21 protein-coding genes and 2 tRNA genes are annotated in these 20067 nt (G+C 63.0%); 17 read left to right on the forward strand and 6 right to left on the reverse strand.

The annotated features are described in order from the left end of the window. The first annotated feature begins 31 nt into the window (after positions 1–31). The 8 genes from JQK88_RS21305 to JQK88_RS21340 all read left to right on the forward strand — a co-directional run bounded on the left by JQK88_RS21305 (position 32) and on the right by JQK88_RS21340 (position 7541). On the forward strand, positions 32–499 hold the full coding sequence (locus tag JQK88_RS21305; protein WP_203279379.1) for a peroxiredoxin: 468 nt from the start codon (positions 32–34) through the stop codon (positions 497–499). A 144-nt stretch (positions 500–643) separates the two neighbouring features. Then, positions 644–1927, forward strand: a complete 1284-nt coding sequence (locus tag JQK88_RS21310) for a peptidoglycan DD-metalloendopeptidase family protein (protein ID WP_192253481.1) — start codon at positions 644–646, stop codon at positions 1925–1927. 260 nt (positions 1928–2187) lie between these two features. After that, the gene (locus tag JQK88_RS21315) at positions 2188–3624 is read left to right on the forward strand and encodes an FAD-binding oxidoreductase (RefSeq protein ID WP_203279380.1); all 1437 of its coding nucleotides are present in this window, start codon (positions 2188–2190) and stop codon (positions 3622–3624) included. Then, complete coding sequence (locus JQK88_RS21320) at positions 3621–4364, forward strand: FadR/GntR family transcriptional regulator (protein ID WP_203279381.1); 744 nt, start codon at positions 3621–3623, stop codon at positions 4362–4364. Before JQK88_RS21315 ends, JQK88_RS21320 begins: the two co-directional genes overlap by 4 nt. A 2-nt stretch (positions 4365–4366) precedes the next feature. Beyond that, positions 4367–4804: a VOC family protein gene (locus JQK88_RS21325; protein ID WP_112561397.1), complete on the forward strand. Its 438-nt coding sequence runs from the start codon at positions 4367–4369 to the stop codon at positions 4802–4804. An 87-nt stretch (positions 4805–4891) separates the two neighbouring features. Next, positions 4892–5920 carry an ABC transporter substrate-binding protein gene (locus tag JQK88_RS21330; RefSeq protein WP_203279398.1) on the forward strand — a complete coding sequence of 343 codons (1029 nt, stop codon included), beginning with the start codon at positions 4892–4894 and terminating at the stop codon, positions 5918–5920. A gap of 68 nt (positions 5921–5988) precedes the next feature. Continuing rightward, a complete protein-coding gene (locus JQK88_RS21335) occupies positions 5989–6789 on the forward strand; it encodes an ABC transporter ATP-binding protein (RefSeq protein WP_203279382.1) in 801 nt (266 codons plus the stop codon). Next, positions 6786–7541 carry an ABC transporter permease gene (locus JQK88_RS21340; RefSeq protein ID WP_192253470.1) on the forward strand — a complete coding sequence of 252 codons (756 nt, stop codon included), beginning with the start codon at positions 6786–6788 and terminating at the stop codon, positions 7539–7541. Before JQK88_RS21335 ends, JQK88_RS21340 begins: the two co-directional genes overlap by 4 nt. Positions 7542–7584: 43 nt before the next feature. On the opposite strand, the gene JQK88_RS21345 is transcribed toward JQK88_RS21340, so the two are convergent. Further along, a complete protein-coding gene (locus tag JQK88_RS21345; protein WP_203279383.1) occupies positions 7585–8766 on the reverse strand; it encodes a M24 family metallopeptidase in 1182 nt (393 codons plus the stop codon). 209 nt (positions 8767–8975) lie between these two features. On the opposite strand from JQK88_RS21345, the gene JQK88_RS21350 reads away from it, so the two are divergent. The 6 genes from JQK88_RS21350 to JQK88_RS21375 all read left to right on the forward strand — a co-directional run bounded on the left by JQK88_RS21350 (position 8976) and on the right by JQK88_RS21375 (position 14314). Next, on the forward strand, positions 8976–10142 hold the full coding sequence (locus tag JQK88_RS21350; protein ID WP_192253467.1) for an ROK family transcriptional regulator: 1167 nt from the start codon (positions 8976–8978) through the stop codon (positions 10140–10142). After that, positions 10139–10903 carry an ATP-binding cassette domain-containing protein gene (locus tag JQK88_RS21355; RefSeq protein WP_112561392.1) on the forward strand — a complete coding sequence of 255 codons (765 nt, stop codon included), beginning with the start codon at positions 10139–10141 and terminating at the stop codon, positions 10901–10903. Before JQK88_RS21350 ends, JQK88_RS21355 begins: the two co-directional genes overlap by 4 nt. Before the next feature lie 41 nt (positions 10904–10944). Further along, positions 10945–11985 (forward strand): sugar ABC transporter substrate-binding protein, encoded by a 1041-nt coding sequence (locus tag JQK88_RS21360; RefSeq protein WP_192253464.1) that lies wholly within the window; start codon positions 10945–10947, stop codon positions 11983–11985. Positions 11986–12131: 146 nt separating this feature from the next. Then, positions 12132–13127 (forward strand): ABC transporter permease, encoded by a 996-nt coding sequence (locus JQK88_RS21365; RefSeq protein WP_192253461.1) that lies wholly within the window; start codon positions 12132–12134, stop codon positions 13125–13127. Between the two features lie 13 nt (positions 13128–13140). Continuing rightward, a complete protein-coding gene (locus JQK88_RS21370) occupies positions 13141–13911 on the forward strand; it encodes an SDR family NAD(P)-dependent oxidoreductase (RefSeq protein ID WP_203279384.1) in 771 nt (256 codons plus the stop codon). Between the two features lie 172 nt (positions 13912–14083). Further along, positions 14084–14314 (forward strand): hypothetical protein, encoded by a 231-nt coding sequence (locus tag JQK88_RS21375; RefSeq protein ID WP_192253455.1) that lies wholly within the window; start codon positions 14084–14086, stop codon positions 14312–14314. Between the two features lie 62 nt (positions 14315–14376). Here the strand turns inward: JQK88_RS21375 and JQK88_RS37205 are convergent, their stop codons facing one another. After that, positions 14377–14937: a M15 family metallopeptidase gene (locus tag JQK88_RS37205; RefSeq protein ID WP_203279385.1), complete on the reverse strand. Its 561-nt coding sequence runs from the start codon at positions 14935–14937 to the stop codon at positions 14377–14379. A gap of 380 nt (positions 14938–15317) precedes the next feature. Here JQK88_RS37205 and JQK88_RS21385 point away from each other — a divergent pair, with 380 nt between their 5' ends. Then, complete coding sequence (locus JQK88_RS21385; RefSeq protein WP_312037311.1) at positions 15318–15935, forward strand: hypothetical protein; 618 nt, start codon at positions 15318–15320, stop codon at positions 15933–15935. 123 nt (positions 15936–16058) lie between these two features. Here JQK88_RS21385 and JQK88_RS21390 read toward each other — a convergent pair. After that, a tRNA-Val gene (locus JQK88_RS21390) sits at positions 16059–16134 on the reverse strand. 218 nt (positions 16135–16352) lie between these two features. Between JQK88_RS21390 and JQK88_RS21395 the strand changes: the two genes are divergently transcribed. Together JQK88_RS21395 and JQK88_RS37210 are read left to right on the forward strand one after the other, a co-directional pair. Then, a tRNA-Asp gene (locus tag JQK88_RS21395) sits at positions 16353–16429 on the forward strand. A 65-nt stretch (positions 16430–16494) separates the two neighbouring features. Further along, positions 16495–17040 (forward strand): hypothetical protein, encoded by a 546-nt coding sequence (locus tag JQK88_RS37210; RefSeq protein ID WP_312037312.1) that lies wholly within the window; start codon positions 16495–16497, stop codon positions 17038–17040. Positions 17041–17494: 454 nt separating this feature from the next. Here the strand turns inward: JQK88_RS37210 and rbsK are convergent, their stop codons facing one another. The 3 genes from rbsK to JQK88_RS21415 are packed head-to-tail and all read right to left on the reverse strand — an operon-like array spanning position 17495 to position 19977. Then, positions 17495–18424 carry a ribokinase gene (gene rbsK, locus JQK88_RS21405; RefSeq protein ID WP_203279386.1) on the reverse strand — a complete coding sequence of 310 codons (930 nt, stop codon included), beginning with the start codon at positions 18422–18424 and terminating at the stop codon, positions 17495–17497. Between the two features lie 4 nt (positions 18425–18428). Continuing rightward, a complete protein-coding gene (locus JQK88_RS21410) occupies positions 18429–18881 on the reverse strand; it encodes an RbsD/FucU family protein (RefSeq protein ID WP_192253443.1) in 453 nt (150 codons plus the stop codon). Positions 18882–18924: 43 nt separating this feature from the next. Then, the gene (locus tag JQK88_RS21415; RefSeq protein ID WP_192253440.1) at positions 18925–19977 is read right to left on the reverse strand and encodes an ABC transporter ATP-binding protein; all 1053 of its coding nucleotides are present in this window, start codon (positions 19975–19977) and stop codon (positions 18925–18927) included. Positions 19978–20067 lie beyond the last annotated feature (90 nt).

Raw genomic sequence — 20067 nt, forward strand, 5'->3', positions numbered from 1 at the left:
CTGGCGCGTAACCTCAAACAAGGGCATCGATATGGCTGATCTCGACATTGGCGACGCTGCTCCGCAATTCGACCTGCCGTGCGATGGCGGCGGCTCGCTCAGCCTTGCCGCGTTGCGGGGGAAACCCGTCGTACTTTACTTCTATCCGCAGGACGACACCACAAGTTGCACCTATGAGGCGATCAGCTTTTCCCAGCTGAAGCCGGAGTTCGAAAAGGCCGGCGCCGTCGTGATCGGCCTATCGCCTGACAGCGTGAAGAAGCACGACAAATTCAAAACCAAATACGACCTCACCGTCGACCTGGTTGCCGACGAGGAGCGCAAAGTGATCGAGGCCTACAATCTGTGGGTCGAAAAGACGATGTATGGCCGCAACTATATGGGCGTCGAACGAGCGACGTTCCTGATCGGCAAGGATGGCCGGATCGCCGGCATCTGGCGCAAGGTCCGGGTAAAAGGTCATGCCGAAGCGGTGCTGGAGGCGGTGCGCGCGCTCTGACACGCCGCCCATCTCACCACCCTGCCCGCAACCCGTCACTCGTTTCGCGTGCAATCCTTACCGGCCGGCACCCACGGCAAAGCTTTGTTAACCCTAATAATGTGTAATCAGGCTTCGTTGGTGTCGTAATGAAAGCTTGGTCCCGTGAACCCAACCGGTCAGTCAGCGGTCTTCGGCAGACGCAAGGAACCCCATACGGTCATCATTGCGCGGGGCAATGAAATCCGACATTTCACCATCCGTCCGTGGCTCGTCGCCTTTCTTGGTTCGGCACTGGCGGCAATCGCCATCGGCTATCTGCTGGCAACCTCCTATCTGGTGCTGCGCGACGATCTGATCGGCGCCACCACGGCGCGGCAGGCGCGCATGCAGCAGGCCTATGAGGATCGCATCTCGGCATTGCGCGCCCAGGTCGACCGCATCACCAGCCGCCAGCTTCTCGACCAGAAACTGATGGAAACCAAAGTCAGCGAACTGCTCGAGCGGCAGAGCCAGCTCAGCCAACGCCATGGCCGCCTCGGCCCGATCCTCGAACGGGCCGAAAGCGAAGTCGGAACGCCGCCAACCGCTGATGCGGCAGCGGCAGCAAAGCCCGACGAGCATGCCGAACTGACCGGCAACGCGCCCCTGGCCTATTCGGTCGCCAGCCTCGGCTCGGGCGACACCAGGCCGTTCTCTTTGTGGTCGACCCGCTCCGATCCGCTGCCCAGCGAAACGGCGGCGGACCGTGCCGACAAACTGTTCGTCTCGATCAACGATTCGCTCAAGGCCATCGAGAGCCAGCAGCTCACCCGTATCGCCACGCTTGCCGACAATGCCTACAAGAATGCCGATGCCATCACCCAGGCGCTGGAAGCAGCCGGCCTGCCGGTCGACAGCGATTTCGGCAAAGACGAAAGCGATGTCGGTGGACCGTTGATCCCGCTGGACTCCTCGATGATGTTCGACAGCAAGGTCAAGGAGCTCGACGAGGCACTGGATACGCTCGACCAGCTGAAGAAAGAGGCGCGGCGCCTGCCGCTGGCCAACCCCGCCCCCGGCCATTCCGTCACCAGCCCGTTCGGCGTCCGCACCGACCCGATCCTTGGCACCGCGGCCCTGCATTCAGGCATGGATTTCCGCGCGCCGATCGGCATGGCGGCCAAGGTCACCGCTGCCGGTGTGGTCACCAAGGCAGGCTGGAACGGCGGCTATGGCCGCATGGTCGAAGTCGACCATGGCAATGGCTTTGCCACCCGCTATGGGCATTTGAGCGAAATCGATGTGGTCGTCGGGCAGAAGCTCGCCGCCGGCGACACTATCGGCAAGACCGGCAGCAGCGGCCGCTCCACCGGCCCGCATCTGCACTACGAAGTCCGCCACAATGGCGAAGCCATCGACCCGCTCCGCTTCCTGACCGTCGGCAAGAAGGTCGAGCAGTACCTCTGAGGATCAAAGCGACCCGGTTGGTACCAGCTCTTCGTCAGGCACCCTGCCCCACTGAATTTCGCGTTCGGGCGTCGCGCTATCCTGGCGCCATGACAGTCCGCCACGCCTCTCCGGCGTGAATACATCCAACTGCAGACAGTCAACCAAGCACCCGTCCCACTGTGACTTGTCCACCGTTCGCGTCACAGCCTCGTTGACTCGATGCAAGTTGTAGGATGATATGTATCACCCTATAGCCCAACATCATCTGACGGCCATTTATGACCATCCATGCTCTCTCGCCAGACGCTATCGGTGCCCTGCGGGACGCCGTCGGGCCAAATGGCATGACCGTCGATGCCGCCGGCATGGCGAAATATCTCGGCGACTGGTCGGGCGATCATCATGGCGGTGCCCTTGCCGTGCTGAAGCCGGCTTCGGTGGCCGAAGTCCAGGCCGTGGTGCGGCTGTGCACCTCGCTCGGGCTCGGCATCATCCCACAAGGCGGCAATACCGGCCTGGTGGCGGGCGCGATCGACATCGAGACCGCCGGCTCAATGGTCGTCAGCCTGGAGCGGCTGAACGCCATCCGCGGCGTCGACGCCGACAATTTCGTGCTGCAGGCCGATGCCGGCTGCATCCTGCAGACCGTGAAGGATGCCGCCGACGAACAGGACTGCCTGTTTCCGCTGGCGCTTGGCGCCCAGGGCAGTTGCCAGATCGGCGGCAATGCGGCCAGCAACGCCGGCGGCATCAACGTGCTGCGCTACGGCATGGCGCGCGATCTCATCCTCGGCCTTGAAGTGGTGCTGCCGGACGGCGAGTTGTGGAACGGGTTTTCCGGCCTGCGCAAGAACAACACCGGCTATGATCTGAAGCAGCTTTTCATCGGTTCGGAAGGGACGCTCGGCATCATCACCGGCGTCGAGCTGAAACTGTTTCCAAAGCCGATCCGGACCGAGACCGCCTATCTCGGCCTTGCCTCGTTCGAAGCGGCGATCGCACTGTTCCGGCAGGCCCGCCGGGCCTCGGCCGATTTGATGTCGGCCTTCGAGATCGTCGGCTCGGAATGCATCGCGCTGGCGCGCCTGATCGACGCCAACATTGTGTCGCCGGTCGAAGCTCCGGTGCATGTGCTGATCGAACTGTCGGCCAGTGCGGCGATCGACCTGCGCACGCTGCTGGTCGATTTCCTGACTGAAGCCATGGATAATGGCCAGGTCATCGATGCCGTGCTTGCTGAAAGCAGCGCCCAGGCAAAATCCTTCTGGGCAATCCGCGAAGGGCTGGTCGAGGGGCAGGCCAAGCGTGGCTATCATGTGCGCACCGATCTTTCGGTGCGGATCTCGGACATCCCTGCCCTCATCGACCAGGCCTGCCGCTTCGTTGCTGAGGACCATTGCGGCTGGGTGCCGCTGGCCTATGGCCATGCCGGCGACGGCAACATCCATTTCAACGTGCTGCCGCCGGAAGGCCTCGACGAACGCGCGGCCCGCGCCCGAGGCACTGACATCACCGCCGGGCTCTACCGGATCGCCAATTCGCTCGGCGGCTCGATCAGCGCCGAGCATGGCATCGGCCGCACCCGCCACCGCACCTTCATGGCCGGCCTGGCGCCTGCTCATCGCCGGCTTATCGGCACGCTGAAGAATGCACTCGACCCGCAAGGGCTGATGAACCCCGGCTGCCTTCTGCCGGCAACGGAGACCGCTCCATGAAGCAAAGACTGGCTGCCATCGGCACCGTCGAGACGCTGCCGCACCGCGTCGCGACCTTCCTCGGCCGCGAGATCGAATCGGGTGACCTCAGTCCGGGCACACGGCTGCCGACGGAACAGGAGCTTTCGGAGAAATTCGGCGTCAGCCGCAATGTCGTGCGCGAAGCGATCGCGCAGCTCAGGGCCGACGGCATGATCGAGGCGCGGCAAGGCATCGGCGCCTTCGTGCTGGCGCCGGAGCAGCGGGCGTCGATCCGCATCGACGGCGAGGCGCTCAAAGAAGGCCAGAACATGGAGCGGCTGTTCGAGCTGCGCTGCATCCTCGAAGCCGAATCCGCTGCGCTTGCCGCCGAACGGCGTGGCCAGGAGCATCTCGACGCCATCAAGGCGGCGCTCGACCGCATGAGCGGCGAGGAACGCTGGGAAGAAGGCAGCATCGACGCCGATCTTCTGTTCCACCGTGAAATCGCGCGCGCCACCGGAAACAACTACATCCACACCTTCATTTCCTTCGTCTGCGAACAGATCCGCCGCTCGATCTACTACGCGCGGCAGACCAACCCGCTGCACGATCTGGTCGAGATCAATGTCGGCGAGCATGTGCGCATCTACGAGGCGCTGGTTGCCGGCGATCCCGCAGCGGCGGAAGCGGCCATGCGCGCCCACATCATCGGCGCGGCTGAGCGCGTCGGCGTCAAGTTGCCGGCCGCACGGCGCCTGCCCGCCAGCAAAGGGATTTAGCCATGCCGCTCGGAGGCGCTTACGCGATTTCGGATGTCTGCCTGCTGGTCGAGGACATCGGCCGGACCGTGGATTTCTATGTCGACAAACTCGGCTTCCGGCTGCGCCGCCGCGCCGAAGGCTTTGCCGATTTTCATGGCGAGGGCGTCACGCTCGCGGCGTGGGAGATCGACCACATCAGCCAGCATACCGGCGTGTCGAAGCTCAGATCGCCGCGTCATGCGCACAAGGTTTGCGTGGCGGTCAAGCTCGATACGCCAGCCGATATCGACCGTTTGCACGGCGAGCTCAACGCTAGGGGCGTGCCGTTCCACGGCCCGCCGGAAAACTATGTCTGGAACGCGCGCTGCGCCTATTTCACCGACCCGGACGACACACTCTGGGAACTATACGCCTGGCTCGACGGCGGCCCCGGCGACTACCACGACGAACAGCCGTAGACGACAGCGCGCCGTGGGAGCGGTGCGCAATGAACAGAGCAACGCTTGCAACAGGAGCGAAAAATGAGTGGGAACAAGCCATACAACATGAACCGCCGCAGCTTCGTGACATCCGGCATCGCCGCCGTGGCAGCCGCATCGGCCGGGATGCAGCTGGTGCTGACGCCGGGCGCCAAGGCGGCCGGCAAGGTCGTCATCCAGTATGACTGGCTGGTGTCGAACGGACAGATCGGCGACATCGCCGCCGTCGCCAACGGCTATTTCAAAGACGCCGGCCTGGATGTTGAGTTCAGCCCCGGCGGACCGAATTCCGCGACCGTGCCGCCGGTGGTCTCGGGTTCGGCCCAGCTCGGCCAGTTCTCCGAAACACCGCAACTCTTTGCCGCGCGCGCCAGCGGCGTGCCGGTCAAGATCATCGCCTGCGGCTTCCGCACCGGCCCCTATGCCTTCACCTCGAAGCCGGCCAAGCCGATCCGTGGCGTCGCCGACCTCAAGGGCAAGAAGATCGGCATCCAGCCGACGGCGCGCTTCGTCATCGACGAGATCCTGGCCAAGAACGGCATCGACCCCGCTGACGTCACGGTCGTCAATGTCGGCTTCGACAAGGCGCCGCTGGTGCGCGGCGATGTCGACGCCATCGGCGGCTGGATCACCAACACGCAGGCGCTGAGCGTCGTCGGCGACGACCGCATCGACCTTCTGGTTCGCGATCTCGGGCTGAGTTCCTACGCCGACGTCTATTTCGCCACCGACGCGGCGATCGAAAAGGATCCCCAGACGCTGGCCAAGTTCATCGGCGCCGTCGGCAAAGGCTGGGGCTGGGTGCACGCCAATCCGCAGGAAGCGGTGAAGAAGATGGTCGCCGCCTATCCGGAAATGGATATCGGCTGGGAAGAAAAGACCGTCAATCTGGTGCTGAAACTGTCCTTCGATGGCGCGACGGCCAAGGACGGCTGGGGGACGTTCGACCCCGCCTCGATCGAGGAGCAGCTGGCGCTGCTTGACAAGGTCGGGCAATACCCCAACGGCCGGCCTGCCGCGGCTGACGTCTACACCACCAAGATCCTCGAAATGTCGGCCGCAGAGCGGCCCAAGCTCGACGCGCCCGCGGCCTAGAGCATGATCCCAAAAAGTGTGAACCCGTTTTTGGAAAAGATCATGCTCCAGCAAAGCGTTAGATCAGCATGACGATCAAACGTCATGCTGATCTAACGGCGATCGCTATCGAGGCTCAGAGGCTGGATGTCGGCTATGGCGGCCGGCATTCGGCCGTCAAAGTGCTCTCCGGCCTCGACCTCACGGTTGCGGCCGGCTCGTTCCTGTCGATCCTCGGACCATCGGGCTGCGGCAAGTCGACCTTGCTCAGGGTCGTTGCCGATTTGCTCGACCCACTTGGCGGCACGATCAGCGTGCTTGGCGACACGCCGCATGCGGTGCGCTCGCGCCGGGATGTCGGCTTCGTCTTCCAGGATTCGACACTGCTGCCCTGGCGCAGCGTGCGCGACAATGTGCGTTTGCCGCTGGGCGTCGGGCAAGGCAGCCTGACCCGCCAGATCGAAGACCGCTCAGAGGAGTTGCTGGAGCTGATGGGACTTGGCGGTTTTGGCGAGCGCCTGCCGCACCAGCTTTCCGGCGGCCAGCGGCAGCGTGTCGCGATCGCCCGCGCCCTGCTCGGACAGCCGAAACTGCTGTTGATGGATGAGCCGTTCGGCGCGCTCGACGAAATCACCCGCGACCGCCTCAATGACGAGCTGCTGGCGCTGTGGCGGCGCAGCGGCACGACCATCCTGTTCGTCACCCATTCGATCGCCGAGGCCGCCTATCTCGGCGAGCGGGTGATCGTGCTGGCCGCCAATCCCGGACGTCTGGTCAAGGATCTGGACATGCGGCCGTTCAAGCAAGACGGCAACCGCTGCTCGCGCGAGGATCCGGCAATCGTTGCCGCCATGGCGGACCTGCGCAAAGCCCTGGAACTGGCCTCATGAGACAGGAGCCTTTGCCACCCGCGCTGGCGATTGCGCTGCCCGTCCTGGGCGCCGCCTCCATTCTGTTCACCTGGCAGTTCCTGCTGCCCTGGCTCGGCGTTCCGGCCTATATCGTACCGACGCCGACAGCCATACTCGGCGTCTTCCAGAAGAGCTTTTCCCTGCTGCTCGGCAATCTCTGGCCGACGCTGATCGAGGCGCTGGCCGGCTTTGCCATCGGCAATCTCGCCGGCGTGCTGCTGGCGGTGCTGTTCGTACACAACCGCGTGCTGCAGGCCGCCTATTTTCCGATCGTGCTGTTCTTCAACACCATTCCGATCCTGGCGCTGTCGCCGATCATCATGCTGATCTTCGGGCTGGGCATGACGCCGAAGATCGTCATTGCGGCGGTGATCTGCTTCTTCCCGACGCTGGTCAACATGATCCGCGGCCTGGATTCGGCAAGCAGCAACGAGCACGAGCTGTTCCGCGTGCTGTCGGCAACGCGCTGGGAAGTCTTCTGGAGCCTGCGCCTGCCGCGCGCGCTGCCGATGCTATTCTCATCGCTCAGAATCGCCTCGGCGACCGCTGTGATCGGCGCCATTGTCGGCGAATGGATCGGCTCCGACAAAGGGCTCGGCGCACTGATCATCCAGGCGTCCTTCAACTACCAGTCGGACCGCCTCTATGCGGCGATCGTGCTGTCCTCGAGCCTGTCGATCGTGCTGTTTTGCCTCGTGGTGCTGATCGAGCGCCGGGCGATCAAATACTGATCGCCCGTCAGGCGGGATCGCGGTGCCCATCACAGCCGGCCGGTCAGGATTTGACATGGATGTCTCGCGGAAATTTCGTGAGCGTCTCATTGCCGGTCTCGGTCACCAGAATGGTCTCACTGACCTCGATGCCCCAGCCATCCATCCACATGCCGAGAATGGAATGCACGACATTGCCTGATAGCAGCACCGTCTTGTCGCCGGGCCGAAGGCTGATCGTGTGCTCGCCCCAATCCGGCGGATAGGCGACGCCGATGGAGTAGCCGATGCGCGATTCCTTCTTCAGCCCGTAGCGCTGGATGACCTTGCGCCAGGCGGCTTCAACCGCTTCGGCCGATGTGCCCGGCTTCACCGCATCGAGCACCGCATCCATGCCTTCGATCACTGCCTTTGCGGTGTCGGCGACACGCGTCGGCGTCTTGCCGAGCTGCATCGTCCTGGCGAGCCCGGCGGCGTAACGGCGGCAGACGCCGGCGAGTTCCAGCGCGATCGTCTCGTTCTTCCCGAACCGCCTGTCGCTCCACATGATGTGCGGCGCCGAAGCATTTTCGCCGCCGAGGATCGTTGGCGGCAGTGCCGTGATGTCGCCGGCAAAATCAGGACTGCCGGCAATCTGCGCTGCCTGGATGGCGGCGATCGCATCGCATTCGCGCACGCCTGGCACGATCACTTCGAAGGCTCGTGCGACCGCTGCTTCGGCTAGCGTCGACGCCTTGCGCAGATAAGCGATCTCGGGCGCCGATTTGACCGCACGGATCCAGTTCACCAGGAGATCGGCGTCCTGCCATTTCGCGTTTGGCAATCCCGCGACGAGCCGGGCATGGGCCTTCGGCGAGAAATAGTAAGCTTCGAGCTCGATGCCGATGTGTCTGCCACCCCAGCCCTTGGCGACAATCCAGGCAGCGATCCAGTCCATCGGATGACGATCGGCGCGCTGGACATGGTCTTCGGGAAAGCCAACCACATTCTCAGGCTTCATCCAGACCGTCAGCAGGCCGCCGGCCGCATCCATGGCGCGGCCGATCCAGACCGGCTCGGCCCCCTCATCGATCGGAACCAGAACCACTTGCGGCGTGTAGAACGACCAGCCGTCATAGGCGGTGATGTAATGCTGGTTGGCGACGTCGTTGACAACAAGCAGTTCGATGCCGCGCTTGGCCATCTCGGCGCGGATTTTTTTGAGCCGCTGCTGGTACTCGTCGCGCGCAAAAGGCAATTCGATCATCGGTTTTCCCTGCTGGATCATCGGCCGGGCGAAGCCCCGCCCGCCTGACGTCATTCACCATTGCGGTGGTTTTAACCCGGCTGCAATCGGCCAGCGCAGCGCATGGGACAGGTCCTGCACCGCGTCCGGAACCGTCACAAATTATTTTTGAATTCCATTTGACTGAATAAATTGCCTGTGCAAGTCTCTCCTCTCCCAGGGAGAGGGAAATGGCACTGCGGGGAACCAACCAGGAGTTCGGACGGCCCTACAACCGGCGCATCGTGCTGGAGTCCATCCGCCTGCACGGCCCCATTGCCCGCGGCGACATTGCCAGCCGCGTCGGCCTCACCGTCCAGACCGTGTCGACCATCGTTCGCGAGCTTGAAGAGCACGGCTATGTGCTGTCACTGCGCGAAGAGCCGCGCGGGCGCGGACTGCCGCCGGCTACGCTCCGTATCAACCCTGAGGGCGGCTATGCCGTCGGCATCCACCTCACCCCGCTCGGCATCGACGCTGCGCTGATCAATCTCAGCGGCGATGTCATCGAAAGCACGCATCGCGAGGCGCCGCATGCAACGCCCGACCATGCCTTCGACCTGATCGGCGCCATGGTGCCCGAACTGACCGCATTGCGGCCCGGCGGCCGCGTGCTTGGCATCGGCATGGCGCTGCCCGGGCCTTTCGGCGTAGAATCGATGAGCTTCGTCGGCCCCACGACCATGGCCGGCTGGAAGGATGTCGCGCTGCCGGAGCGGCTGGCGGCGTCGACCGGGCTGCCGGCCTTCTTCGAGACCGACATGGCGGCAGCTGCCATGGGCGAGCGCCTCTATGGCCTTGGGGCTGGCTATTCCGAATATTACTACCTCTATTTCGGCGTCGGCCTTGGCGGCGTCATCGTCCATGACGGCGCGGTGATGCGTGGCGCCTGGGGCAATGCGGGGGAAATCGGACACATCCCCGCCGTTCCCGGCGGCGAACTCTGTCCCTGCGGCAACCATGGCTGCCTCGAACGTTACCTCTCGCTCGAAGCGCTGCGCCGCCGCAACATCGGCGAAGCCGCCTGGGTGGCCGAAGTCGCGCCCATCTTCCGCAACGCCATCGCCACCATCGAAAACCTGTTCGACCCCGAGACGGTCATCCTCGGCGGGCTCGCCCACACCGACCTCTTGGAAAAACTGGTCGGTGCGGCAGCGCAGCTTCCTAACTCGGTCTCGGCGCGGCGCGACCGCAAGACCCCGCGCGTGACGGTGGCGACCGGTGGCCAGCATTCGGTGCTGCGGGGCGCTGCCGCATTGGCGGTCTCCGGTGTGTTGTCGCCGCGGTTTGGCCAGATGTTCATCGCCGAGCGCGAGCGCCGGTCCGACCTCATGCACAGCAAGGGAGTGGCGGCATGACCGAACCGCTGCTGGTACTCGAAAACGTCACCAAGAATTACGGCGCCATCCAGGCGCTGAGAGGCATCAGCTTCTCGATCGGCAAGGGCGAGGTCGTGGCACTGCTCGGCGACAATGGTGCCGGCAAGTCGACGCTGGTCAAGATCATCGCCGGCGGCCTCGAGCCGAGCTCCGGCCGCATGCTGTTCGAGGGCAAGGAATTTCTGGCGAAAACGCCGGCCGAGGCCAAGGCTGCCGGCATCGAGACCGTCTACCAGGACCTTTCGCTCTGCACCAATGTCGATGTCGTCGCCAATTTCTTCATGGGCCGCGAGATCACGCGCAAGGTGCTCGGCATTCCGATCCTCGACGAGCGCGCCATGGAAGCCGTCGTCGGCAAGGCACTTGCCAGTGCGGGCACCCGCATTCCGTCGCTGCGCACCAATGTCGAGCACCTCTCGGGTGGCCAGCGCCAGGCGATCGAGCTCAACCGCTTCGTGCATTGGGGCGGCAAGCTCGTGCTGCTCGACGAGCCGTTCGCGGCCCTCGGCGTAGAACAGACCAGGCGCGGCCTCGAGATGATCCGCCAGGTGGCCAACCAGGGAATCGGCGTCGTCATCATCACCCATATCATGCAGCAGGCCTTCCAGGTCGCCGACCGGATCGTGGTGATCCGGCAAGGCGTCGTGGCCGGCGATGTCGCACGCAACAAAACAAGTCCCGATGCGGTGATCAACATGATCACCGGTGAGACGCTTGCCGGTGCCGGACCGGCAGGTTGAGGGACAAAAGAGGGGTCCGGTATAAAAGAGGAGCGAACGACATGAAGCGAATATTGGTTCTTGTCTTCGGTATCCTGGCACTGGCTCTTGCCTCGCTCACGCCGGCAATGTCCCAGACCAAGGGCACCGTCTACTATATGGTTCCGACCCTGCTCGATGAATTCCAGACCGGCTCGGTGAGCGCGCTGGAGCTGTTCCTCAAGCAGGTCGGCTATGAGGTGAAAACACTCAACGCCGACAACAAGACCGACGCGCAGCAATCCCAGATGAACGACGTCATTGCGCTGAAGCCTGCGGCGATCATCCTGGCCGCCGTCGATTTCAATGCGCTGAAGCCGTCCATCGAAGCAGCCCGTGCCGCCGGCATCCCGGTGGTCGAGTTCGACCGCCAGATTACCTCGACCCCGTCCGACTTCACTTCCGTGGCGGGCACGGTCGAGATCGGCTACGTCGCTGCCGACCAGGCTCAGAAGCTTTTGACCGCCAAGAACGGTTCGGTGAAAGGCAAGATCCTGCAGGTGCTCGGCGATCCCGGCGATCCCTACACGCTCGACATCCAGAAGGGGTTCGAGGAGAAGATGAAGTCGTTTCCGGACGTCAAGATCATCTCGCTGCCGGCCATGCAATGGGCGGCGGATGCAGCCGGGACCATCGTCAACGACCAGTTGCTCGCCAATCCTGATATCGACCTGATCTTCAGCCATGCGGCTCACCTCTCGGTCGCCGCCGTCGCCTCACTCGAGGCCGCCGGCAAGAAGCCGGGTGACGTCTTGATGATGAGTTCGAACGGCGCTCCGGTCGGTCTCGACCTGATCCGCAAGGGCTGGCTCAATGTCGAAGTCGAGCAGCCGCTTTACGCGCAGGCCGCTGCCGTCGCCATGTTCATGGACAAGATCGCCGGCAAGCAGGAAATCAAGCCCGGCGAGTATGACGTGCTCGGCTTGAAGTCGACCGTGACCAAGGAAGCCTGGGGCCCGAACATCAAGATCCCGGGCGCCGCCATCACCAAGGAAAACGTCGACAATCCGGCCTTCTGGGGCAACCAGAAGCCGCCGACGGACACGATCAAGCCGGTCGAATAGTCACTTGCCAAGCGCTCCGGGCCGCCCAGGCCCGGAGCCTGCCCTTTCACAACGCCGCGTCCCAAGGACGCCATGGCGAATTTGAATCCGCGCCTGAACCCGACGAAATCAAGTTGATTTCGCGGGGGCGCCAACCGGATCAGCCCATGAACCCGCGCAGCCGCAAAGCCCTGGAGTTCGTCCTCGACAACCTCGTCTGGTTTATGCTGGTCTTTGTGTTGATCGTCTTTTCCCTCTTCGTCCCGAACTATTTCCAGCTTGGCATATTTGCCAACATCATCGAGGCCTCGAGCGTGCTCGGCGTGATGTCGATCGGCCTGTCGCTGGTCATCATTGCCGGCCACATGGACCTGTCGGTCGAATCGGTGGCGGCACTCAGCGCTATGACGGTCGGCATCCTGTTTTGCTCGTCGGGCATCGGCATGGGCATACAGCTCAACCCGCAATGGCTGATGGTTCCGGTTTCGCTGCTGATCGCGATGGCCGTCGGCGGCATCATCGGCGCCTTCAACGGCTATCTCGTGGTCAAGGTGAAGATGAGCGCCTTCATCATCACGCTAGCATCCTACATCTGGGTGCGCGGCCTTGTGCTGGTCATCTCCGGCGGCCGCTCGGCACAGGATCTGGCGCCGGCCATACGCTGGTTCGCCATCCAGCGCCTCGCTGGCCTGCCGCTGACGGCCTGGATCGCCGTCGCCTGTTTCGTTCTCTTCTCGCTGATCATGGCCAAGACGCCGTTCGGCCGCCACCTGATCATGATTGGCGGCAATGAGACCGCAACCTTCCGTGCCGGCATCCGCGTCAACCGCAATTTGGTCATCGCCTTCGTGCTTGCCGGCGCCATTGCCGGCCTCGCCGGCTGGCTGCTCGCAATCCGCACATCCGGCGCGACCGCCAATCTCGGCGTCGGCCTGTTGTTCAATGCCTTTGCCGCCGTCGTCATCGGCGGCGTCAGCCTGAAAGGCGGCGTCGGCACCTTGCCCGGTGTCTATGCCGGCGTGCTGCTGCTCTCCTCCATCAACACGGCGATCAACCTGATGGGCCTGCCAGCCAATTACACCCAGGTGATCCACGGCCTGCTGGTGCTCGCCGCCGTGCTGCTCGACGCCTTCAAGCAAACCATTCGCCAAAGACTCGCATGAAAGGACGGCTCGCATGACCGGACGACTGCAAGACAAGGTCGCGCTGATCATCGGCAGCGCGCGCGGCATCGGCAAGGGCATTGCGCAGCGCTTCGCCGAAGAAGGTGCAAGGCTGATCCTGGCCGACAGCGAGGCCGAAGCGGGTCAGGCAACCGCCGACGAGCTCGGCGCTGGCTTCATCCGAACCGACATCTCGCAAATGACCGACGCCGAAGCTGCGGTGGCACTGGCATTGAAGCATCACGGCCGCCTCGACATCGTCGTGCAGAATGCCGGCATCTATCCTTGGCAGCTGATCGAAAACACCAGCCCGGACGACTGGGACCGGGTGATGGCGGTCAATCTGCGCGGCACCTTCAACGCCACGCTGGCGGCGCTGGCGCCAATGAAAGCGCAAGGCTATGGACGCATGCTCTACACCTCGTCGATCACCGGCCCGCATGTTACCAGCCCCGGCCACGGCCATTACGCCGCCAGCAAGGCCGGCATCAACGGCTTCATCCGCTCGGCGGCCCTGGAATTCTCCGGCTACGGCATCACGGTCAACGGCGTCGAGCCCGGCAACATCCTGACCGAGGCGATCGAGCTGCATCGGGGCGCTGCCTACATCAAGAACATGGAAGACTCGATCCCGCTCGGCCGCCTCGGCAGCCCGCGCGACGTCGCCAACGCCTTCCTGTTCCTCGCCTCCGACGATGCCAGCTACATCACCGGAACGACCATCGTCGTCGACGGCGGCCAGTTGCTGCCCGAGGGCAAGGATTTCCGGCTGCTGCCGCCTTGATCTTTGCATTGACGCACAACGGACCGGGCAGCGCCCCTGACGACAAGAGGTCATTTCAGCGAAAGATACGCGTTCCCTGAGTCGACGATGCAAATTCCCTTCTAAGTTGTATGGAACCCGAATACTTCTCGAAAGTTGTTCATGACGTGCCGATCAAGGGAGGTACTTGTGAATGGCAGACAACATCAGAGCCAGCCATATCTACCAGCGGGCGCATGCTTTGGCAGAAGATGGTTTCCACCAGTCGCCGGCCGAGATTGTTGCCGCGTTGCTGGCCGAGGGCTTTCCGGAAGCCGCCGAGTTGCTGAACTCCGAAAACATCCGTGCCGATCTTCGCCGGGTTTGTAGTGCCGCGACCGCCAACGGCCGGCAAGTCGCCACCAACCTGGGACTTCGTTATTGACGCGCATAACGGCGACATCGGCGGGTTTCGGCCCGGAGCATGCTCCTTACGGCTGACTGCGATCAGCCGGGTTTCTTGTACAGCAGCAATTCGGGCCGGTACTCGAAATGCATGGTGTCGTAGTGATACCAGCGCCCGCCCCAGATGAAGCCGTTTTCCTCAAACAATTCCACGATTTGCAGCGGGATCCGGTTCTTGAACGGAATGTGCGCCTTCGGGTCGGCTTTGTTTCTGTTGTTGTACCAATAGTCGGAGAAACCGACATTGATATCGAAGGCTGCGCCGAAAGAGTGGACGCTCAACCGGTCGGTGCCGGCGATGGGCCGCCAGACGAAGCCGCCGCCAGGCTTGAATCCGTAACGGCTTAGCTCCGCGGGCATCGCCTCCAGAGCATCCGAGACCTTGCCCAACCGGTCGTTGATGCCGAAAATCCTGGTGACCTGCACGGTTTTCTTGGCAAGTTTCGGCAGCCATTTGACGTTGGCGATGTGCTTGCCAACCTCCGCAGCGCTCGCCCCATAGAGCTTCTCGAAGAAGGCTTCGTTGCGGATACGGCCGGGATCGAAATCCTCCGCCGGGACCAGCGCGCCCTCCGCTGCCGTTGGATAGACGTAGCGAAACACATGTCTTCGATGTCGGGGCTCTCCAGCAGCGCCTCGGCGTCGCGCGCCTTGCCGTCGTCCCACACCATCGTGGTGCCGTCGGTCCAGGTCAAAACATTACCCGAGATGGTGAAGAGTCCGGGATAGGCCTTGAGCAAGGCTGCCTTGGCCGCGGTCTGGTCGACACCGTCGCCGGCCTCTGTCGCATATGCGAGGCGCCCGGTGCCACAAATTGCCAACACGATCATCAGCTGAAGCAGCAGGCGCTTGGGATCGTCGATCATTGTCCTGCCTCTCCGGAGAGCCAATCGATTGCTGACCAGGACCCTTATCTAATCCGGAATGATGGCGGCAGCTCCCCAGCCAGAAAACGGGAAATCAGCTCATGCCGGCTGTTGGCAATGGCTTTCGTTCATCTTGCGTTTGGCAAGGCTGCTGTAAGATGGCGCGTGAATCAAAAAGGGAGACAAATCGTGTCAAAAACCTCCAGCGCCCTGATCCGGATGGCGTTCACATTCATTTGCCTGGTTGGCCTTGTCTCGGCCGCCTCTATTCTTTTCCCGGCCACCGCGTCGGCCCAGCGCATGCAGCGATGCGCTGACGAGGGTGGCATCTGCCGCCTGCCCTATCCAGCCGAAGTGGTCTATGGCGCGCGCGGCCAGACCACCTCCCGCTTTTTCGACCGCCGCGCCGTGCCCTGTTCAAACCGCGTCTTTGGCGATCCCGCGCCCGGCCGCGACAAGGCCTGCTACATCGTGAGGCGCGGCGGCGGTAACGATTATGGCGACAATGACGACGACAATTACGGTGACGACGACTACGGCCAGGGTCGCGGCAGGTGGGTGGCCTGCGCCAGGGAGAATCAGTACTGCGATTTCCGTGGCCGCAAACTGGTCCGCTACGGCGCGCGCGGTCAGTTCACGCAAGGCGTTTTCAGGAACGGCGTGCGCTGCAGCAACGACGCCTTTGACGAGGATCCCGCTCCCCGGGCGAAGAAGACCTGCTACATCAGGCAGTAGGTAGCACACCGGCAGAAAATCGGGCGCGGCCGATTGTGGCCGCGTCCTCACTATCAGTCATACGCAGCTGAGTTGCGAACATGAAGGCAATGGACGTCGAGGCATGGGCCGGCGTGCGGGATATGGTGGGCGATGACGGGCTCGAACCGCCGACATCTTCGGTGTAAACGAAGCGCTCTACCAACTGAGCTAATCGCCCGCTCCGGGCCGGACCTTTAAGCGGTCAGACCCGGCTTCGCAAGGCCAAATGAGCAGGCGTGAGCTTAGCCGCATAGCGGTTTTCCCGGACAAAGTGCCGCCTGTCAAAAAACCTTCTCCTGTTTGCTGTTATGCTGTCGAGGTGCGCTTGACACCCGGTGGCGAACCCCTTATCCACCGCCCCAACGACGAACACGGCTGACACGTGCTCGTCCATGCGCGGGTGTAGCTCAGTTGGTTAGAGTGCCGGCCTGTCACGCCGGAGGTCGCGGGTTCGAGCCCCGTCACTCGCGCCATTTCTCTTCAAGGGTCACGATCCTTGGTGCCGGAGAAATGTCGACGTTGATGTCAAAATGTCTCCTTGGACGCATTGATTCAGATCGATCGCCTTGTAGCGATCAATGGCAGCGCCCGGTGCAGCTCAGAGTGCCGGCCTGTCACGCCGGAGGTCGCGGGCTCGAGCCCCGCTCGCAGCATTTCCCTCGACGACTTCCGATTCCCGCCTGTAGATCAGGCGGACGACGAGACCGAGGTATCCGAGCTGAAGAATAACCATTGCAAGAACAGCCCAGCCGAGCGCCTTCCAGACGGAGCCAGTTGCCATGTCGGCCCAGATCGCAACGACGAACGACGTTGCGAACATGCCCACCAGAAATTGCGGAAAATACATAATGGCCCAGCACCCAATGTTTCGGCGATTCAGGGTTTCGGCGATTCAGGCGGCTTTTTAAATCGGCACCTAAGAGCCCGCCGCTTCATTTTGAGAAGCAGCGGGCCCCAATCGCCCCCCGGCTTGCCAGGAGCGATGGATGCCCCCGGCGTTGCTGACAGTGCAATTGCGGTGCCAGACACGGTGACCCATTACCGGACATCCATGCCAATGGCGCAAGACCCGATTGCCGATTAACATTACCTGTTGCTAATATGACACCCTGGTCGGGAAGGACCAAGGTGGCGCGGTTTTTGGCAGGCTTGTTGGCAGCGACGCTGGTGGCGTCGGCAGGCCGATGCTGGTCCAACGACACCTCCAGGCAAATCTCCGAAGACGCACTGAGAACGATCAGCGCCCGGATGTATTCCGGCATCCTGAGCCAGGAATGCATGCAGGGACGGCGCTACCCGCAAAGCCGCATCAAGAATGGTTTCAAAAGGCACTTCGAGGAAATGAGGCTGCGGTTGATCGCGGATGGGTACACAATCGTGCCCGATGTGACAGAGAGCAATTCACAGTGGACTCGTCCGGAGATGGCTTTTGACGCCAAACGGCGGCTTGGCATGCCGCGCCAATTCGGCTGCCTTGATGCATATTGGCTCGACGAAGATCCAGACTGGCAAGGCCCCATAATGGGACGTGGTCGAGATCAAACCTTCGCCAGCAGCGCTTCGACCTCCTGCAGCGTCGGCATCGACGGCGCTGTGCCCGGACGCGTCACCGAAATGCCGGCGACGGCGCAGGCGAAGCGGACCGCTTGCAGCGGTTCCACGCCTTTGGCGAGCGCTGCGGCCAGTCCGCCATTGAAGGCATCGCCCGCACCCGTGGTTTCGACCACAGGGCCGGCGCTGACCACGGGGACATGGTCGGAACGATCCGCGGTGTGCAGCAGCGCGCCTTTTTCGCCGAGCGTGATGACGACCGAGCCGACGCCCTTTTTGAGCAGGCTGTCGGCGGCGCGGCGCGCGTCGTCGATGGAAGAAACCTTGATGCCGGTCAGTTCCTCGGCCTCGGTTTCGTTGGGAGTGACGTAGTCGCACAGCGTGTAGATGCGGTCCGGCAGTTTTGCCGCCGGCGCCGGGTTCAGGATGGTGGTCACCCCTGCCCCGCGCGCGATCTCGAGTGCGCGCAGTGCAGCGTCGATCGGCTGTTCGAGCTGGGTGACGAAGACACCGGCCCCGCCAATCAGGCCGGCATTGGCCTCGATGTCTTCAGGCGAGATCAGCATCGCCGCACCGGGACTGACGATGATGGCGTTGTTGCCGGTGGTCTCCTCGATGAAGATATAGGCGGCACCGGTATAGCTCTGCGGCGTATCGATGACGGCGGATTTCACGCCGGCATCTTTCCAGGTCGCCTTGGCCATGTCGGCGAAAGCATCGACGCCGAGCCGCGTCAGGAAGGTGATGTCGGCGCCGAGCTTGCCGGCTGCCACCGCCTGGTTCGAGCCCTTGCCGCCGGGCCCCAGCTTGAAGGAATTGCCAAGGATGGTCTCGCCCATGCGCGGCTGGCGGTCGGCGCGGTAGGCGGTATCGGCGACGAAGACGCCCAGTATGACGACAGGGTTGCCGGACGCCATTGTGCTATTCCGCATCCGGCGGCACGACGCCCTTGCGGAAGGCAAAGCAGCCATAGAAGCGGCGCTCGCCGGTCTGGATGACGCAATAAGCCTTCTTGGCGCGTTCATAGAAGGCATAGCGCTCGACCGAAATCATCGGCCAGGCTTTGCCCTCGGCCTTGTCGATCTCTTTTTGCACCTCTTTTTGCACCGGAGGGATCTCGTTGGGGTTGCCGACGATCTCCATGCGGGCGGCCGCGTCGTCGACGAAAGTGTCCAGCGGATAGAGCGACAGCACCGCCTTGACCACATCGGCCGCCGCCGCATCGATGTGCAGCAGCTTGCCGAGCACGGTCTGGCGCGCCACCGAATCGGCGGGGAAATTGGTGTCGGCGATGATCAGATCGTCGCCGTGCCCCATTGCCCTCAGCGCCTGGAGCACATCGGCGTTCAGCAATGGGTTGATCCCTTTGAGCATGGCAGTCCTCTTCAAACAGGTTTGGTCAAAAGTCGATTGGAAATCAGAGCCGGTTGCCGGTCTCAGCGTCGAAGAGATGGACCTGGTCGAGGCGTGGCTTGAGATTGAGCATGTCGCCGGGCTTGAAGTCGTGGCGCTCGCGAAACAGCGCCACCATCTCGCCATCGCCGAAGCGCACGAAGACCAGCGTTTCGGAGCCGGTCGGCTCCACCACCGAGATCTTCGCCGGCACGCCGTCGGCGTGGATTTCGAGATGTTCGGGCCGCACGCCATAGACCACGGCCTGGCCCTCCTTGGCGGCGCTGCCGGCAGCGATCGGGAACAGCGTGCCCGCTATCTCGACCTTGTCGCCCTTCCTCACCACGCCCTTGAGCAGGTTCATCGACGGCGAGCCGATGAAGCCGGCGACAAACAGATTGGCCGGCCGGTCGAACAATTCCAGCGGCGCGCCGACCTGCTCGATGCGGCCGTCGCGCATCACCACGATCTTGTCGGCCATGGTCATGGCCTCGATCTGGTCGTGGGTGACGTAGATGGTGGTGGTCTTCAGCCGCTGGTGCAGTTCCTTGATCTCGGTGCGCATCTGCACGCGCAATTTGGCGTCGAGATTGGAGAGCGGCTCGTCGAATAGGAACACTTGCGGGTTGCGCACGATGGCGCGGCCCATGGCGACGCGCTGGCGCTGGCCGCCGGAGAGCTGGCGCGGATAGCGCTTCAGGTAGGGATTGAGGTCGAGAATGTCGGCGGCGCGCTTGACCCGCTCGGCAACCACGGCCGGGTCGGTGCCGCGCAGCTTCAGCGCAAACGCCATGTTCTGCTCCACCGTCTTGTGCGGATAGAGCGCGTAGTTCTGGAACACCATGGCGATGTCGCGTTTGGCCGGCGGCAGATTGTTGACGATGCGCTCGCCAATGGCGATGGTGCCGCCCGAGACGGTTTCCAGCCCGGCCACCATTCTGAGCAGCGTGGACTTGCCGCAGCCCGACGGGCCGACCAACACCACGAACTGGCCATCGGCGATTTCGACGCTGACATCGTGCAGGACCTTGACGGTTCCGAACGCCTTGGCCACATTGGTGATCGCGACTTGAGCCATCGTCCCCCCTTTCCTCGCGGTGAAGCTAGCCATTGCCAACGGCAAGGGCAAGTCAGTATCTTATAGATAAAAAGTCATTCGTGTTGACAA

The sequence above is a fragment of the Mesorhizobium caraganae genome (genome assembly GCF_016836705.1).
Lineage (GTDB): Bacteria > Pseudomonadota > Alphaproteobacteria > Rhizobiales > Rhizobiaceae > Mesorhizobium > Mesorhizobium caraganae.

Coding starts and splice junctions, on each gene's coding strand:
- JQK88_RS21385 (WP_312037311.1), top strand. CDS start 15,318: ATGGCTTTCGTTCATCTTGCGTTTGGCAAGGCTGCTGTAAGATGGCGC.
- JQK88_RS21305 (WP_203279379.1), top strand. CDS start 32: ATGGCTGATCTCGACATTGGCGACGCTGCTCCGCAATTCGACCTGCCG.
- JQK88_RS21350 (WP_192253467.1), top strand. CDS start 8,976: ATGGCACTGCGGGGAACCAACCAGGAGTTCGGACGGCCCTACAACCGG.
- JQK88_RS21315 (WP_203279380.1), top strand. CDS start 2,188: ATGACCATCCATGCTCTCTCGCCAGACGCTATCGGTGCCCTGCGGGAC.
- JQK88_RS21325 (WP_112561397.1), top strand. CDS start 4,367: ATGCCGCTCGGAGGCGCTTACGCGATTTCGGATGTCTGCCTGCTGGTC.
- JQK88_RS21375 (WP_192253455.1), top strand. CDS start 14,084: ATGGCAGACAACATCAGAGCCAGCCATATCTACCAGCGGGCGCATGCT.
- JQK88_RS21340 (WP_192253470.1), top strand. CDS start 6,786: ATGAGACAGGAGCCTTTGCCACCCGCGCTGGCGATTGCGCTGCCCGTC.
- JQK88_RS21415 (WP_192253440.1), bottom strand. CDS start 19,977: ATGGCTCAAGTCGCGATCACCAATGTGGCCAAGGCGTTCGGAACCGTC.
- JQK88_RS21360 (WP_192253464.1), top strand. CDS start 10,945: ATGAAGCGAATATTGGTTCTTGTCTTCGGTATCCTGGCACTGGCTCTT.
- JQK88_RS21370 (WP_203279384.1), top strand. CDS start 13,141: ATGACCGGACGACTGCAAGACAAGGTCGCGCTGATCATCGGCAGCGCG.
- JQK88_RS21365 (WP_192253461.1), top strand. CDS start 12,132: ATGAACCCGCGCAGCCGCAAAGCCCTGGAGTTCGTCCTCGACAACCTC.
- JQK88_RS21410 (WP_192253443.1), bottom strand. CDS start 18,881: ATGCTCAAAGGGATCAACCCATTGCTGAACGCCGATGTGCTCCAGGCG.
- JQK88_RS21320 (WP_203279381.1), top strand. CDS start 3,621: ATGAAGCAAAGACTGGCTGCCATCGGCACCGTCGAGACGCTGCCGCAC.
- JQK88_RS21355 (WP_112561392.1), top strand. CDS start 10,139: ATGACCGAACCGCTGCTGGTACTCGAAAACGTCACCAAGAATTACGGC.
- JQK88_RS21335 (WP_203279382.1), top strand. CDS start 5,989: ATGACGATCAAACGTCATGCTGATCTAACGGCGATCGCTATCGAGGCT.
- JQK88_RS21345 (WP_203279383.1), bottom strand. CDS start 8,766: ATGATCGAATTGCCTTTTGCGCGCGACGAGTACCAGCAGCGGCTCAAA.
- rbsK (WP_203279386.1), bottom strand. CDS start 18,424: ATGGCGTCCGGCAACCCTGTCGTCATACTGGGCGTCTTCGTCGCCGAT.
- JQK88_RS21330 (WP_203279398.1), top strand. CDS start 4,892: ATGAACCGCCGCAGCTTCGTGACATCCGGCATCGCCGCCGTGGCAGCC.